The organism is Sulfitobacter sp. OXR-159, assembly GCF_034377145.1.
Taxonomy (GTDB): Bacteria; Pseudomonadota; Alphaproteobacteria; order Rhodobacterales; family Rhodobacteraceae; genus Sulfitobacter.
The window spans coordinates 1,074,701-1,088,642 of record NZ_CP139707.1; the positions used below are offsets into that span (position 1 = coordinate 1,074,701).

Consider the following 13,942-nt stretch of genomic DNA (forward strand, 5'->3'; position numbering starts at 1 on the left):
CCCTTCGGTTCAATGCGCCGGGCGGATGAAAGTCCCGTTGTTCAGATCGCGCATCGCCTGCTGCAATTCGGCGCGGGTGTTCATCACGATTGGCCCATGCCACGCGACGGGCTCTTCAATCGGCGCGCCAGAGATGAGAAGAAAGCGCACACCTTCCTCGCCAGCCTGAACCGTCACCTCATCCCCGGTGCCGAAACGGATCAGCGTCCGGTCGCCCGACATATCGCGGATGTTGACCTCTTCGCCGCCGACTTCTTTTTCCAGCAGCACACCCGAGGGGGCGGAGGCATCCGCGAACGCACCCGTGCCTTGGAAAACATAGGCGAAGGCCCGGCGGTAAGTGTCGATCTTAAAGGTCTTTCTGACCCCCGCTGGCACGAACACATCCAAATACTGCGGATCGGCGGCGATGCCATCGACGGGGCCCCGTTTGCCCCAGAACTCGCCGGTGATGATCTTGACCCGCGTGCCGTCGTCATCTGTCACCACAGGAATGTCGGCGGATTTCATATCCTGATAACGCGGCGCGGTCATCTTCTGGGTTGACGGCAGGTTCCCCCAAAGCTGGAAGCCATGCATCTGCCCGGCGGCATTCCCGCGCGGCATTTCTTGGTGCAAGATGCCCGAGCCTGCGGTCATCCATTGCACGTCGCCCGCGTTCAGATCGCCGGTGTTACCCAGCGAATCCGCGTGTTCCACGGTGCCTTCGAGCACATAGGTGATCGTCTCGATCCCGCGGTGGGGGTGCCAAGGGAAGCCCTTTTCAAAGTCTTCGGGCCGGTCGTTGCGGAAGTCGTCAAACAGCAGGAAGGGGTCCAGCTCCGACGGATCGTGGAAGCCGAAGGCGCGGTGCAATTTGACGCCTGCGCCTTCCATTGTGGGCGTGGCGCAGCGGGTTTCCAATGTGGGTCTGAGGGACATGATGCTCTCCTTTGCGGTTGCTTAGAAGATAGGCGGTGGCGGTGTCCTCAACAATTGGCCCCGGCGAACGGAGGCTGTGCAAATTTGCGCAGCTTCAACAATTTGGCACGTTCACTGCCAGCCCGCCGAGCGAGGTTTCCTTGTACTTCTCGCTCATGTCCGCGCCGGTTTGGCGCATGGTCTCAATACAGGCGTCCAGCGGCACCAGATGCGTGCCGTCGCCGCGCAGCGCCAATGAGGCCGCCGAAACCGCCTTGATCGCGCCCAGCCCGTTACGCTCAATACAAGGTACCTGAACCAGCCCATTGACGGGGTCGCAGGTCATGCCGAGGTGATGCTCCAGCGCGATTTCGGCGGCGTTTTCAATCTGCTGCGGCGTGCCGCCCATCACGGCGCAGAGCCCGGCGGCGGACATGGCGGCGGCGCTGCCGACTTCGGCCTGACAGCCCGCTTCGGCCCCCGAAATCGAGGCGTTGTATTTCACCAGCCCGCCGATGGCGGCGGCGGTGAGCAGGAAGTCTTCGATATGCGCCTCTGACGCGCCGGGCACGTGGTCGAGGTAATAGCGTAAGGTCGCGGGCATCACGCCCGCAGCCCCGTTGGTGGGGGCGGTGACGACCTGACCGCCCGCCGCGTTTTCCTCGTTCACCGCCATGGCATAGACGCTCATCCAATCGTTGATCGTATGCGGCGCGGATTGGTTCTGTCCGCGCTCGGCCATCAACGCGTCGTAGATGCCCTTAGCGCGGCGTTTCACCTTGAGCCCGCCGGGCAGGATACCGTCTGTCGTTAGCCCCCGGTCAATGCAATCGCGCATCACCTGCCACAGCCGTTTGCTGCCTTCGCGCAGGTTCTCGGCCCCGCCGCGCGCCTCCTCATTGGCGCGTTTCATACCTGCGATGGTCTTGCCGGATTTGGCCGACATCTCAAGCATTTCCGCGGCGGACTTGAATGGGAAGGGCACCGGCGCGCCTTCATCCGTGTCCTTGCCTGCGGCCAGTTCCTTTTCGGTCATCACGAAGCCGCCGCCGATGGAATAATAGGTTTCGCGCAAGGCAACGTCGCCTTGGGCGTCGGTGGCCATCAGCATCATGCCGTTGGCATGGCCTGCAAGCTTGGTGTCGTAGTCGAAGATCATGTCGTGCTCGGGGTCGAAGCGCAGTTCGGGCAGCCCCTCGACGCTGATGCGCCGGGTCTGCTTGATCTCTTCCAACACCTTCTCGGCGGCTTCGGCATCATAGTCCTCGGGCGTGAATCCGGCGAGGCCGAGGATCGTCGCGCGGTCGGTGGCATGGCCCACCCCGGTAAAGGCGAGACTGCCATGCAACGAGGCGCGCAGCCCGGCAAATTGGAAAGGCGATGCGCGCATCTGGTCCAGGAAACGCCCCGCCGCCACCATCGGCCCCATGGTATGCGAAGACGAAGGGCCGATACCCACTTTGAACATGTCGAAGACGGAAAGAAACATCAGGTGGCGGACCCTTTTATGGTTGCGGGTGTCGGGGCGCGGTGGAACGGGTATCGCCCAGACCTTTGGCGCATTGCAAGTGGTGTGGGCCGATCCAACCATTTCCTGCCGCCGCTTGGCGCGCTGAAAGCGACTGAAGGCGCGCTCTGGCCGTCTTGTCGCATCGCCGTGCGTCCAAAAACCGCTGACTTGCCCCTCGCACCCTATGCCAATTCGCCCTATAACGCGGCAAACGCCTGAGAGGGAGCACCCGATGTCCGGAGACCTATCACCGATCGACAAGGCCAAATTCGTGGCCGCGAAACGGGCCTGTGAGTTCGTGGAAGATGGGATGCGCGTGGGCCTTGGCACCGGATCGACGGCGGCGTGGCTTGTGCGCTGTCTGGGCGAGTTGGTGCGCGAAGATGGGCTGCGGATCAAAGGCGTGCCGACCTCCTCGCGCACGGCGCAACTGGCGCGGGAGGTGGGGATCGAGGTGATCTCGCTTGATGAGGCGAAATGGCTCGACCTGACGATTGACGGCGCGGATGAGTTCGACGCAGAGCTGAACCTCGTCAAAGGCGGCGGCGGCGCGTTGCTGCAAGAAAAGATCGTAGCGACGGCCAGTGACCAGATGGTGGTGATCGCCGATATCGGCAAAGAGGTGCATCATCTGGGGGCATTCCCCCTGCCGATCGAGGTGATTCCCTTTGGCTGGCAGACCACGCAGGCGCTGGTCGAAGAGACGCTGATCTCTATGGATGTGCTGGGCCAAAGCTCGACCCTGCGGATGAACGGCGAGGTGCCTTTCATCACCGACGAGGGGAACTATATTCTAGACCTGCGGCTGGGGCGCATCGGCAACGCGCGGCAACTAGCGCTGGTGCTGAACCAGATGCCCGGCGTGGTGGAAAACGGCCTGTTCATAGATATCTGTGACGCGGTTGTGATCGGCTACGGGGATGGCAGGGTTGAGGTGCGCGACATAAATGAAGGCACCGTGGCGACCGACCGGCTGGAATTCGTCGAGACCGACAACCTGTTTTCCGACCTCAGCGATTAACGCCCAAGAGCGAGACACGCGCGATCCCGCGCAACACCAGAATATGCGCGATCCCGCGCAACACCAGAATATGCGCGATCCCGCGCAACACCAAAAACGACTAAGAGAGGCGCCAAATGGCCAAGAATGAATTCGACTACGACCTGTTTGTCATCGGTGGCGGCTCGGGCGGTGTGCGGGCGGCGCGTGTCGCGGCGGGCGAGCATGACGCCAAGGTCGGACTGGCCGAAGAAGACCGCTATGGCGGCACCTGTGTGATCCGGGGCTGTGTGCCCAAAAAGCTGATGGTCTTTGCCTCGGGCTATGCCGATGTGGTGGATGAGGCGAAATGCTTTGGCTGGGATCTCAAGGCCGGGGCCTTCGATTGGCATGACTTCAAAAGCCGCCTGAACACAGAGTTGGACCGCCTTGAAGACGTTTATCGCAAGCTCTTGAAGAACTCTGGCGTCGATACTTTCGACGCCCGCGCGCGGATCAAAGACGCCCATACCGTCGCCCTTTCCGACGGGACCGAGAAGACCGCCAAACATATCCTCATCGCCAGCGGCGGTCGCCCCGTGCGCCCCGAGATCGAGAATGCGGAACTGGGTCTGGTCTCCGACGATCTGTTCCACCTTGAGAAGCTGCCCAAGTCGATCCTGATTATCGGCGGCGGCTATATCGCCTGTGAATTCGCCTGTATCCTCAACGGCTTGGGTGTCGAGGTGACGCAATACTACCGCGGTGCGCAGATCCTGCGCGGCTTTGACGACGAAGCCCGCGGCATGGTGGCCGAGATGATGCAGGAAAAGGGGATCGACCTGCATCTTGGCACCAACATTCTGGAAATGACGCCCAGCCACGAAGACGGCAGCGGCCCAATGAAGGTCAAGCCGACCAACGGCACCGAAAAGATGTTCGACCAAGTGCTCTTTGCCACTGGCCGCCGCCCCAACAGCGACGACATGGGGCTGGAAGAACTGGGCGTGAAACTGGGCCGCAGCGGTGCGATCGAAGTGGATGAGTACAGCCAGACCGCCGTGCCCTCGGTCTATGCCATCGGCGACGTGACCAACCGGATCAACCTTACGCCGGTGGCGATCCGCGAAGGCATGGCCTTTGTCGAAACCGTCTTTGGCGGTAATCCGACGCCGGTCGATCATGATCTGGTGCCCTCGGCGATCTTCACGCAGCCCGAAATGGGCACCGTGGGGCTGAGCGAGGAAGACGCCCGCGACAAAGGGCCGATCGAGGTCTATGCGACTTCCTTCAAACCGATGCAGGGGGCCTTTGCGGGCAAGGCCGACCGGGTGCTGATGAAGCTCATCGTCTGCGCCGATACGCGGGTCGTGCTGGGCTGTCATATCGTCGCACCAAATGCGGGCGAGTTGATCCAGATGGTAGGCATCGCGGTCAAGATGGGGGCCACGAAAGAGCAGTTTGACGCCACCTGCGCGGTACACCCAACCATGTCCGAAGAGCTGGTGACGATGCGTAATCCGACCCGCACGGCTTGAATATCGCGCGAAAGCGTACAATTTTTGGAACGATAGGCCGCATGGGCGGCCGAGAGGGGAACATATCAATGGCAGGAAATTCGCAAGGCCCCTGGGGGGGCGGCGGAGGCGGCAACCGGGGCAACGGCGGAGACCGGGGCACCAATGGTGGCCGCGGCAACGAGGGACGCAACGACGGGCCGCAGGGTCCACGCGGGCAGGGCGGTGACCGCCCCCAGATGCCCGAGATCGACGATCTGGTGCGCAAGGGCCAAGAGCAGCTGCGTGTCCTGATGGGCGGCCGTGGTGGCGACCGGGGCAATGGCACCGGCGGCGGTGGCCGCGGCTCTGGCGGGCCGGGCGTGACCCGCTCGACAATTGGTATTGCCCTTTTGGCCGGCGTGGCGCTTTGGGGTTTTGCCAGCTTTTATACCGTGCGGCCCGAACAGCAGTCGATCGAACTGTTCTTGGGCGAATTTTCCGGCATTGGCACCGAGGGTTTGAACTTTGCCCCATGGCCGCTGGTCACGGCAGAGGTTTTTGACGTCACCACCAACCGCACCGAAGAACTTGGTGTGCGGCGCGGCACGGGCGGCAACGAAGGCCTGATGCTGACCACCGATGAAAACATCGTCGACATCGACTTTCAGGTGGTCTGGAACATCAAGAACGCGCGCGATTTCAAATTCTCGCTGCGCGATCCCGAAGCCTCCGTGCGTGCGATTTCCGAATCCGCGATGCGCGAAGTTATCGCCCAGTCCGAACTCGCGCCGATCCTCAACCGGGACCGTGGTGCCGTTGCAGATCGGGTGAAAGAGTTGATCCAAACCACGCTTGATAACCGCAAAACCGGCATCAACGTGCTGCGTGTCAACGTGAACAAGGTCGACCCGCCCAGCCAGACCGTGCAGGTCACCGATGCCAATGGCAACACGACCACACAGTCGGTCGTCGACGCTTTCCGCGACGTGCAAGCGGCCGAACAGGAGCGTGACCGGGTAGAGCGTCAGGCCGATGCCTATGCCAACCGCCGCACCGCCGAAGCCCGCGGTGAATCCGCGCAGCTTTTGGAAGCCTCCGAAGGCTATCGCGCCCGTGTGGTGAACGACGCTGTAGGTGAAGCCAGCCGGTTTGAGGCCGTCTTGGAAGAATACCGCAACGCGCCCGACGTGACGCGCAAGCGTCTGTATCTTGAGACCATGGAAAAGGTGCTGGGCGACGTGGATAAAATCATCCTCGAAAACGGCAGCGGCCAAGGCGGGCAGGGCGTCGTTCCCTATCTGCCACTCAATGAATTGCGGCGCGGCGGAGGGTCGAACTGATGCGGAAAACAAGTCTTATCATTCCCATCTTGGTGATCGCCATCGTGGGTGTTCTCTCGGCTGTCTTCGTCGTGGACGAGCGCGAAAAAGCGCTGGTGCTGCGCTTCGGCCAGATCAAACAGGTCCGCAATGAGCCGGGCATCGGCTTCAAGGTGCCCTTCTTGGATGAGGTCGTGCGCTACGAAGACCGGATCTTGTCGCTGGAAACCCCGGTGATCGAAGTCACCCCCGCCGATGACCGTCGTCTGGAAATCGATGCCTTCGTGCTCTACCGGATCGACGACATGGTCCAGTACCGCCAAGCTTTGGGTGCGGGCGGTGAACGTCAGGCCGAAAGCGAAATGGGCGGCATCATGGAAAGCCAGATCCGTGCCGTTTTGGGTTCGCAAGGCGTGACCTCCAACACGATCCTGTCGCCCGAGCGGTCGGACCTGATGGAGCAAATTCGTGTCCGCGCAGATGCCCGTGCACAGGCGCTTGGCCTCAAGGTCGTTGATGTGCGTCTGCGTCAGACCAACCTGCCAGAGCAGAACTTTGATGCGACCCTGCAGCGGATGATCGCCGAGCGTGAGCGTGAAGCCACCGATGAACGCGCCCGTGGCCGCGAGGCCGCGCAGCGTGTGATCGCCCTTGCTGACCGGACCTATGAAGAGATCTTGTCGGAGGCGCGTCGGGACGCACGGATTATCGAAGGTGAGGCGGACGCTCAGCGAAACAAAATCTTCGCGCAGTCTTATGGTCAGGATCAGGAGTTCTTTGAATTCTACCGGTCGTTGACCGCCTATGAGCAGGCCCTGCGGGGCGAGAACTCGACCATGGTGATGTCGCCGGACAGCGAGTTCTTCAACTACCTGCGCTCGGACCGCAATCCTTCGACCACTGTCGATGCGAACGCACCGCCGCAGACAGCGGCCGAGGCACAGGTCCAGACGCCAGCCGAGGCACCGCAAACCGATGCGCCGGCGGCGGAACCTGCGCCAGCGGACGATAGCGCTGCTGCCGACGACACGCAGGAGGAGGCCGCCCCTGCGGCCCCCACCACGCCTGAGCCAGTAGCGCCTGCACCTGTCGCGCCGGACGCGGAGGCCGACCAGCCAGGCGCGCTCGACGAATGAGCCTTGCTCTACTGGCTCTAGGGTCGGTGCTGATATTCGAGGGGCTGGTGTACGCACTGGCCCCTTCGTTTTTGGAGCAGATGCTGGAAATGCTCCGCCGCATCCCTGAGGCGGCGCTGCGCCAACTCGGCGCACTGGTGGTGGTCGCCGGATTGATATTTGTCTGGCTGGCGTTTCAATTGGGCGTCTAAAGGCCGGATCAGGGGCCGAAGGACGTTCGGTTTCGCCGCGCATTCTGCCAAGGCACAGAGGCCCGAGCGATAAATCATCAGCCGCGTGCCCGTTGAAATGCCCGTGATCGGCCCCATCTTTGCTATTGCAGCGCGTCCTTTCGGAATGCACTCTGCCCACGTTGGCAACAACAGGAACAATCAGGAGACGATGAATGCAGGCCAAGGCGGTTTCCCTGTCCAAAACAGCACAACACACCCAATGGATGCGAGCGATGGCAATGGGGGTGATGGCGCTGACCCTCTTGATCCTGCAAGCCAGCATGGCGCTGGCCAAACCTGAAAGCCTTGCCCCGCTTGCGGAAAAGATCAGCCCCTCGGTGGTGAATATCACCACATCGACCACGGTTGAGGGCCGCACCGGGCCGCAGGGCATCGTTCCCGAAGGCTCGCCTTTCGAAGACTTTTTCCGCGAGTTTCAGGACCGCAACAACGACGGCGAGGGCAACCGCCCGCGCCGTTCCTCGGCGCTTGGCTCAGGCTTTGTGATTTCCGAAGATGGCTATGTGGTGACCAACAATCACGTGATCGAAAGCGCCGATGAGATTACGATCGAATTTTTTTCGGGCGAGGAACTGGTCGCCAAGGTGATCGGCACCGACCCCAAGACCGACATTGCGCTGCTGAAGGTCGAAGCCAGCCAGCCGTTGCCCTTCGTCTCTTTCGGCGACAGCAACGCCGCGCGTGTGGGGGACTGGGTGATTGCCATGGGCAACCCGCTGGGGCAGGGCTTTTCAGTCTCTGCGGGCATCGTATCAGCCCGCAACCGGGCGCTGTCGGGCACCTATGACGACTACATTCAGACTGATGCTGCGATCAACCGGGGCAACTCGGGCGGGCCGCTGTTCAACATGGATGGCGAGGTGATCGGCGTGAACACCGCGATCCTGTCGCCCAATGGCGGCTCCATCGGGATCGGCTTTTCGATGGCCTCGAACGTGGTCACCCGCGTGATCGACCAGTTGCAGGAATTCGGTGAGACCCGCCGTGGCTGGCTGGGTGTGCGCATTCAGGACGTGACTGATGATGTGGCCGACGCCATGGGCCTTAAGAAAGCCGTTGGGGCCTTGATCACCGACGTGCCGGAAGGCCCGGCGCGGGAAGCAGGGCTCAAGACCGGTGACGTGATCAAATCCTTCGATGGCGTCGAAGTCGTCGATACCCGCGGTCTGGTGCGTCAGGTGGGCAATAGCCCCGTGGGCGCGACGGTCCGCGTGACCGTGCTGCGCGATGGCAAGACCCAGACCATCAAAGTTGTGCTGGGCCGCCGCGAAGATGCGGATGGCGCGGTTCCTGCGGCAATGGACGAAAACGCCGATGACGGCACCGAGGCAGAGCCGCAGTCGACCATGCTGATGGGCCTGACCCTGATGCCGCTTACGGATGATCTGCGCGCCGAACTGGGGGCCGATGGCGATATGAGCGGTCTTGCCGTGACGGATGTGGATCAAACGTCGGAGGCCTTTGAGAAGGGCCTGCGCATGGGGGACATCATCACCGAAGCGGGTCAGGAGCAGGTGACAAGCATCGCTGATCTGGAAGCGCGGATCGCCGCAGCGAAAGAGGCTGGCCGCAAGTCTCTGCTGCTGCTGGTGCGCCGTGGCGGCGACCCGCGATTTGTCGCGCTGTCGCTGGCAGAGTGATCCGCTACCGTGGTTTGGAAAGGGCGCCTCCGGGCGCCCTTTTTCGTTGGGGGATCAGCCGCCTTGCCGGGGCACCGCGACAAGCCCAAGCGCGCGGGCCGTGGTGAGCGACAGCACCTCGCTGTTCGGCCCCTGTTTGGCCTGATAGCGCCGTACGGCGAGCCGTGTCGCTCTGTCCATCTCACCGGTGATCGGCCCGGCGTAAAAACCGCGTGCCTGCAGCGCCCGTTGCAGGGTGCTGTTGAACTCTGACGTTAGCACATCCGGGCAGGGGGTCTCGAACCAGTTGTCGACCCGTGCGCGCACGATCTCTTGGCGGGTCTCTGTCTTGTAAACCGGTGGTTTGGCGATGCTGCCATCGGCGTTCATTTTGGCGGGGGTGACTTCGACCTGTTCGGTCACCGTCTCTATTACCGCGGGGCTGACCGTGCGGCCCCAACAACTGCCCTCAGCCGCGCCTGCGGGGCCGTTGCGGGTGGCTTCCAGCACCCCCGGCTCCGGGCGCGGCGTGGCCGGGGTCGTGCTATCACACCCCGCAATCCCGGCCACTGCCAAGAGCAGCGCCCCGCGTAGGGTGGCGGATCGGAGTGTGATGGGCTGTTTCATGCCGGTTCTCTCGGGGCTTGCCTGTCGTTTGCGGTGCAGACTAGCGGGATGCGCGGACCTTGCCCACCGCAATGTCACGCACTGCGTGACCTCATGAAAAGGGGGCTGGAACCGGCTGCCATAGCCCGCTAAACAAGGCCGAGCTTTTAGGACGAAAGGGCATCATCATGGCCAAAATCACCTATGTCGAACATTCCGGCACCGAACATGTGGTCGAGGTGGCCAATGGTCTCACGGTCATGGAAGGCGCGCGGGACAATAACATTCCCGGCATCGAAGCCGACTGTGGCGGGGCCTGCGCTTGCTCCACCTGCCACGTCTATGTCGATCCCGCGTGGACAGAGAAGCTGACGCCGATGGACGACATGGAAGAAGACATGCTCGACTTCGCGTTCGAGCCTGACCCTGCGCGGTCGCGCCTGACCTGCCAGATCAAGGTCACCGATGCGCTGGACGGTCTGCGCGTGCAGATGCCGGAAAAGCAGATTTGATGCGGGCGGTCGGCACAGTTCTGCTTGCGCTGATTGCGACCAGCGCCGCGGCGGAGACGATCACCGCCGCGCGCTATATCTCGCCCACCGGGCGCTACGCCCACGGCATTCTGGGCGATGCGCTGGAATGGGGTGGGCTACAGGTCTCTTTGGCAGACGGAAACGCGCGACGCTTCACTCTACCCCGTGACCATGTTTTCGAAGATATCGCCCCCCGGCTGGTCGATGTAACCGGCGATGGCGCGCCCGAAGTGCTTGTGATTGAGACCGACGTGAACCGCGGTGCGGCGTTGGCGATCTACGGCCCCGAGGGCAAGATTGCTGAGACCCCGCATATCGGCCAAAGCAACCGCTGGCTTGCCCCCATAGGCGCCGCTGATCTCGACGGTGACGGCGCGGTTGAGATCGCCTATGTCGACCGCCCTCATCTGGCGCGGGTGCTGCGGGTCTGGCGTTTTGCGGATGGGGACCTGAGCGAGGTGGCTCAGATGCCGGGGCTGACCAACCATCGAATCGGAGAGTCCTTCATCTCGGGCGGTCTGCGCGATTGCGGTGCCGGGCCAGAGATGGTGCTGGCGGATGCCGATTGGCAGCGCGTGGTCGGGGTGACCCTGAAGGACGGGCAGCTTGCGCGTCGCGACATCGGCCCCTTCGCGGGGGCCGACAGCTTTGCTGCGGCACTTGCCTGTGAGTGAGAGTGCTGGGGCGGCCTAAGCCGCCGCTTGTTAGCTCAGCGCGCGCCAGCCGATGTCGCGGCGGCAGAAGCCTTCTGGCCAATTGATCCCGTCGACCATCGCATAGGCACGCTCCTGCGCCTCGGCCAATGTATCCCCGCGCGCGGTGACGTTCAGCACGCGGCCGCCGTTTGCCAAGATCGCCCCGTCTTGCGCCACGGTGCCCCCGTGGAACACCATATTGGCGCTGTCTTCGGGCAGGTCTTTCAGCCCCTTGATCTCACTGCCCTTTTTATAGGCGCCGGGATAGCCATTCGCCGCCATCACCACGGTCAGCGCGTGGTCTTCGGCCCAGTTGACCTGCATCTCGGCCAAAGACCCCTTGGCCGTGGCCTGCATCAGATCAAAGGCCTGCGCACCAAGGCGCATCATCAGCACTTGGCATTCAGGATCGCCAAAGCGCACGTTGTATTCCACCAGACGCGGCTGGCCGTCTTTGATCATCAACCCGGCATAAAGTACGCCGTGATAGGGCATCCCACGTTTCGCCATCTCGGCCATGCAGGGGCGGATGATCTCATCCAACGCGCGTTCGGCGATCTCGTCGCTCAGCACCGGGGCGGGGGAATAGGCGCCCATGCCGCCAGTATTGGGGCCGCTGTCGCCGTCGCCGACGCGCTTGTGGTCTTGGGCCGTGCCGATGGGCAGCACGGTTTCCCCGTCACAAAGCACGAAGAAAGACGCCTCTTCGCCTTCCATGAACTCTTCGATCACGACCTCGGCGCCCGCGTCGCCAAAGGCACCGTCGAACATCTCATCTACGGCGGCGAGGGCTTCGGCGTCGGTCATGGCGATGATGACACCTTTGCCCGCCGCCAGACCGTCGGCCTTGATGACGATCGGCGCGCCTTGCTTTTCCACATAGGCGCGGGCGCTGGCCGCATCGGTGAAATGGCCATAGGCCGCCGTGGGCGCATCGCAGGCGTCGCAGACTTCCTTGGTAAAGGCTTTGGAAGCCTCCAGCGCCGCCGCCGCTTTGGAGGGGCCGAAAACGTCAAATCCTGCCGTGCGCAGGTCATCGCCCACGCCTGCCGCCAAGGGCGCTTCGGGGCCGATGATGACGAAGTCGATGTTGTTGCCTTCGCAGAAAGCCACCACCGCCGCGCCATCCATGATGTCGAGCTTAGCGCATTGCGCAATGGCCGCGATGCCCGCATTGCCCGGTGCTACGATCAGCTTGTCGCATTTGGGGTTCTGCATCACCGCCCAAGCAAGTGAATGTTCGCGGCCACCGCTGCCGAGGATCAGGATATTCATGCCGCGCACTCCCTTGGACTTCGTTGCTCCGCGTTCTAAGCTGGGGTGCCCACAGACACAAGGTGCCCAGATGGATCTGTTCGACGACCCCGCCCCCGGTGCAAACAGCCCGGAATTTACCGTCACCGAGCTTTCTGGTGCGATCAAGCGGGTGATTGAGGGTGAGTTTGCCCATGTCCGGATTCGCGGTGAAGTGGGCCGCGTCAGCCGCCCGCGTTCGGGGCATGTTTATCTTGATCTCAAGGACGACCGCTCGGTGATCTCGGGCGTGATCTGGAAAGGCGTGACCGCCCGGCTTGAAACCCAGCCCGAAGAGGGGATGGAGGTGATCGCCACCGGGCGCATCACCACCTTTGGCGGCCAATCGAAATACCAGATCGTCATCGAGGATATCAAACCGGCGGGCATGGGCGCGCTGATGGCGCTATTGGAGAAACGCAAGGCGGCACTGGCGGCGGAGGGGCTCTTTGCCCCCGAACGCAAACGCCCGCTGCCCTACCTGCCTGAGATCATCGGCGTCGTGACCTCGCCCTCGGGGGCTGTGATCCGTGATATCCTACACCGGCTGCGCGACCGTTTCCCGCGCAAAGTGCTGGTCTGGCCCGTCGCCGTACAGGGCGCGAAATGCGCGCCCGAAGTCGTGCGCGCCATTGAAGGGTTCAACCGGCTGACCCCCGGTGGCGCATTGCCCCGGCCCGAGTTGATCATCGTGGCCCGTGGCGGCGGCTCGGTCGAAGACCTCTGGGGCTTTAACGAGGAAAGCGTCGCGCGTGCGGCGGCAGCCTCGGAGATCCCGCTGATCTCTGCCGTGGGGCATGAGACAGACACGACGCTGATCGACTTCGTTTCTGACAAACGCGCGCCGACGCCGACCGCAGCGGCGGAATTGGCGGTGCCCGTGCGGCATGAACTGGCAGCATGGCTCGAAGGGCAGGGCGCGAGGATGCGTCAGGCGCTGAGCCAAGGGCTGACCCGGCGCGGCCAGCGGATGCGGGATCTGGCGCGGGCCCTGCCAAGGGCCGAGACTTTGACTGAAGGTGCGTGGCAGCGGTTCGACCGCGCAAGCGAAAAACTAGGACCCGCGCTGATCGCAGGCGTCCAAGGCCGCCGCGTGAAACTGGCCGATATGTCCGGTGCCCTGCGTCCCGGCACCCTGCGCCGCCAGTTGGAGGCTGATCGTCAGCGGCTGGCCCAGCTATCGGCAAGGCTCGACCCCGCATGGCAACGCAACTTGGCAGGGCAGCGTGAACGGCTCGGGACAAGGATCGACCGGTTTCACCCCGAGGTGTTGCAGCGGCAGATCCTGCGTCGTCGTGAACGGCTGCTCGACCGTACGCAGACTTTCCGCCCAGAGGTGCTGCTCCGCGACCTTTCCCGCCAAGACCAGCGATTGAATGAGGTGCTCGCCCGGTTGGCGCGCGCAGGCCGCGCGGATCAAGACCGCCGTCGCCGCCAGATCGACGCTTTGGGCCGCACCCTTGGCACGCTTGGCTACCGCGAAACGCTCGCCCGCGGTTTCGCCGTGGTGCGTGGCGATGGCGATGTGGTGACCAGCGCCGAGGCCGCAAAGAACGCCGCCCGGTTGGAGATCGAATTTGCGGATGGTCGGCTGGCTGTCAAAGGCGAAAGCTAAGGCCG

The 13,942-nt window shown here is 63.0% G+C and carries 14 protein-coding genes; 10 read left to right on the forward strand and 4 right to left on the reverse strand.

From position 1 onward, the window contains the following. Positions 1-9: 9 nt before the first annotated feature. On the reverse strand, positions 10-921 hold the full coding sequence (locus T8A63_RS05315; RefSeq protein WP_322345192.1) for a pirin family protein: 912 nt from the start codon (positions 919-921) through the stop codon (positions 10-12). Between the two features lie 94 nt (positions 922-1,015). After that, the gene (locus T8A63_RS05320; protein WP_322345193.1) at positions 1,016-2,389 is read right to left on the reverse strand and encodes an L-serine ammonia-lyase; all 1,374 of its coding nucleotides are present in this window, start codon (positions 2,387-2,389) and stop codon (positions 1,016-1,018) included. Between the two features lie 3 nt (positions 2,390-2,392). Between T8A63_RS05320 and T8A63_RS05325 the strand changes: the two genes are divergently transcribed. The 7 genes from T8A63_RS05325 (at position 2,393) to T8A63_RS05355 (ending at position 9,216) form a co-directional block, all read left to right on the forward strand. Beyond that, the gene (locus tag T8A63_RS05325; RefSeq protein ID WP_067624517.1) at positions 2,393-2,629 is read left to right on the forward strand and encodes a hypothetical protein; all 237 of its coding nucleotides are present in this window, start codon (positions 2,393-2,395) and stop codon (positions 2,627-2,629) included. A gap of 13 nt (positions 2,630-2,642) precedes the next feature. Continuing rightward, complete coding sequence (rpiA, locus tag T8A63_RS05330) at positions 2,643-3,431, forward strand: ribose-5-phosphate isomerase RpiA (protein WP_322345194.1); 789 nt, start codon at positions 2,643-2,645, stop codon at positions 3,429-3,431. Between the two features lie 116 nt (positions 3,432-3,547). Continuing rightward, positions 3,548-4,927, forward strand: a complete 1,380-nt coding sequence (gorA, locus tag T8A63_RS05335) for a glutathione-disulfide reductase (RefSeq protein WP_322345195.1) — start codon at positions 3,548-3,550, stop codon at positions 4,925-4,927. Between the two features lie 68 nt (positions 4,928-4,995). After that, complete coding sequence (gene hflK / locus T8A63_RS05340) at positions 4,996-6,228, forward strand: FtsH protease activity modulator HflK (protein ID WP_322345196.1); 1,233 nt, start codon at positions 4,996-4,998, stop codon at positions 6,226-6,228. Then, positions 6,228-7,343 carry a protease modulator HflC gene (locus T8A63_RS05345; RefSeq protein WP_322345197.1) on the forward strand — a complete coding sequence of 372 codons (1,116 nt, stop codon included), beginning with the start codon at positions 6,228-6,230 and terminating at the stop codon, positions 7,341-7,343. Before hflK ends, T8A63_RS05345 begins: the two co-directional genes overlap by 1 nt. Continuing rightward, complete coding sequence (locus T8A63_RS05350; protein ID WP_322345198.1) at positions 7,340-7,534, forward strand: DUF2065 domain-containing protein; 195 nt, start codon at positions 7,340-7,342, stop codon at positions 7,532-7,534. The genes T8A63_RS05345 and T8A63_RS05350 overlap by 4 nt, the downstream gene beginning before the upstream one ends. 254 nt (positions 7,535-7,788) lie before the next feature. Beyond that, positions 7,789-9,216 carry a DegQ family serine endoprotease gene (locus tag T8A63_RS05355; protein WP_416153243.1) on the forward strand — a complete coding sequence of 476 codons (1,428 nt, stop codon included), beginning with the start codon at positions 7,789-7,791 and terminating at the stop codon, positions 9,214-9,216. Positions 9,217-9,270: 54 nt separating this feature from the next. Here the strand turns inward: T8A63_RS05355 and T8A63_RS05360 are convergent, their stop codons facing one another. Beyond that, positions 9,271-9,822, reverse strand: coding sequence for a peptidoglycan-binding domain-containing protein (locus T8A63_RS05360; protein WP_322345200.1), 552 nt, complete (start codon positions 9,820-9,822; stop codon positions 9,271-9,273). A gap of 167 nt (positions 9,823-9,989) precedes the next feature. On the opposite strand from T8A63_RS05360, the gene T8A63_RS05365 reads away from it, so the two are divergent. Together T8A63_RS05365 and T8A63_RS05370 are read left to right on the forward strand one after the other, a co-directional pair. After that, on the forward strand, positions 9,990-10,313 hold the full coding sequence (locus T8A63_RS05365; protein WP_067625538.1) for a 2Fe-2S iron-sulfur cluster-binding protein: 324 nt from the start codon (positions 9,990-9,992) through the stop codon (positions 10,311-10,313). Beyond that, a complete protein-coding gene (locus tag T8A63_RS05370; protein ID WP_322345201.1) occupies positions 10,313-11,008 on the forward strand; it encodes a VCBS repeat-containing protein in 696 nt (231 codons plus the stop codon). Before T8A63_RS05365 ends, T8A63_RS05370 begins: the two co-directional genes overlap by 1 nt. A 30-nt stretch (positions 11,009-11,038) precedes the next feature. Here the strand turns inward: T8A63_RS05370 and purD are convergent, their stop codons facing one another. Next, positions 11,039-12,304: a phosphoribosylamine--glycine ligase gene (gene purD / locus T8A63_RS05375; protein ID WP_322345202.1), complete on the reverse strand. Its 1,266-nt coding sequence runs from the start codon at positions 12,302-12,304 to the stop codon at positions 11,039-11,041. Between the two features lie 70 nt (positions 12,305-12,374). On the opposite strand from purD, the gene xseA reads away from it, so the two are divergent. Continuing rightward, complete coding sequence (gene xseA / locus T8A63_RS05380; RefSeq protein WP_322345203.1) at positions 12,375-13,937, forward strand: exodeoxyribonuclease VII large subunit; 1,563 nt, start codon at positions 12,375-12,377, stop codon at positions 13,935-13,937. Positions 13,938-13,942 lie beyond the last annotated feature (5 nt).

Coding starts and splice junctions, on each gene's coding strand:
- T8A63_RS05315 (WP_322345192.1), bottom strand. CDS start 921: ATGTCCCTCAGACCCACATTGGAAACCCGCTGCGCCACGCCCACAATG.
- T8A63_RS05320 (WP_322345193.1), bottom strand. CDS start 2,389: ATGTTTCTTTCCGTCTTCGACATGTTCAAAGTGGGTATCGGCCCTTCG.
- rpiA (WP_322345194.1), top strand. CDS start 2,643: ATGTCCGGAGACCTATCACCGATCGACAAGGCCAAATTCGTGGCCGCG.
- gorA (WP_322345195.1), top strand. CDS start 3,548: ATGGCCAAGAATGAATTCGACTACGACCTGTTTGTCATCGGTGGCGGC.
- hflK (WP_322345196.1), top strand. CDS start 4,996: ATGGCAGGAAATTCGCAAGGCCCCTGGGGGGGCGGCGGAGGCGGCAAC.
- T8A63_RS05345 (WP_322345197.1), top strand. CDS start 6,228: ATGCGGAAAACAAGTCTTATCATTCCCATCTTGGTGATCGCCATCGTG.
- T8A63_RS05350 (WP_322345198.1), top strand. CDS start 7,340: ATGAGCCTTGCTCTACTGGCTCTAGGGTCGGTGCTGATATTCGAGGGG.
- T8A63_RS05355 (WP_416153243.1), top strand. CDS start 7,789: ATGGCAATGGGGGTGATGGCGCTGACCCTCTTGATCCTGCAAGCCAGC.
- T8A63_RS05360 (WP_322345200.1), bottom strand. CDS start 9,822: ATGAAACAGCCCATCACACTCCGATCCGCCACCCTACGCGGGGCGCTG.
- T8A63_RS05365 (WP_067625538.1), top strand. CDS start 9,990: ATGGCCAAAATCACCTATGTCGAACATTCCGGCACCGAACATGTGGTC.
- T8A63_RS05370 (WP_322345201.1), top strand. CDS start 10,313: ATGCGGGCGGTCGGCACAGTTCTGCTTGCGCTGATTGCGACCAGCGCC.
- purD (WP_322345202.1), bottom strand. CDS start 12,304: ATGAATATCCTGATCCTCGGCAGCGGTGGCCGCGAACATTCACTTGCT.
- xseA (WP_322345203.1), top strand. CDS start 12,375: ATGGATCTGTTCGACGACCCCGCCCCCGGTGCAAACAGCCCGGAATTT.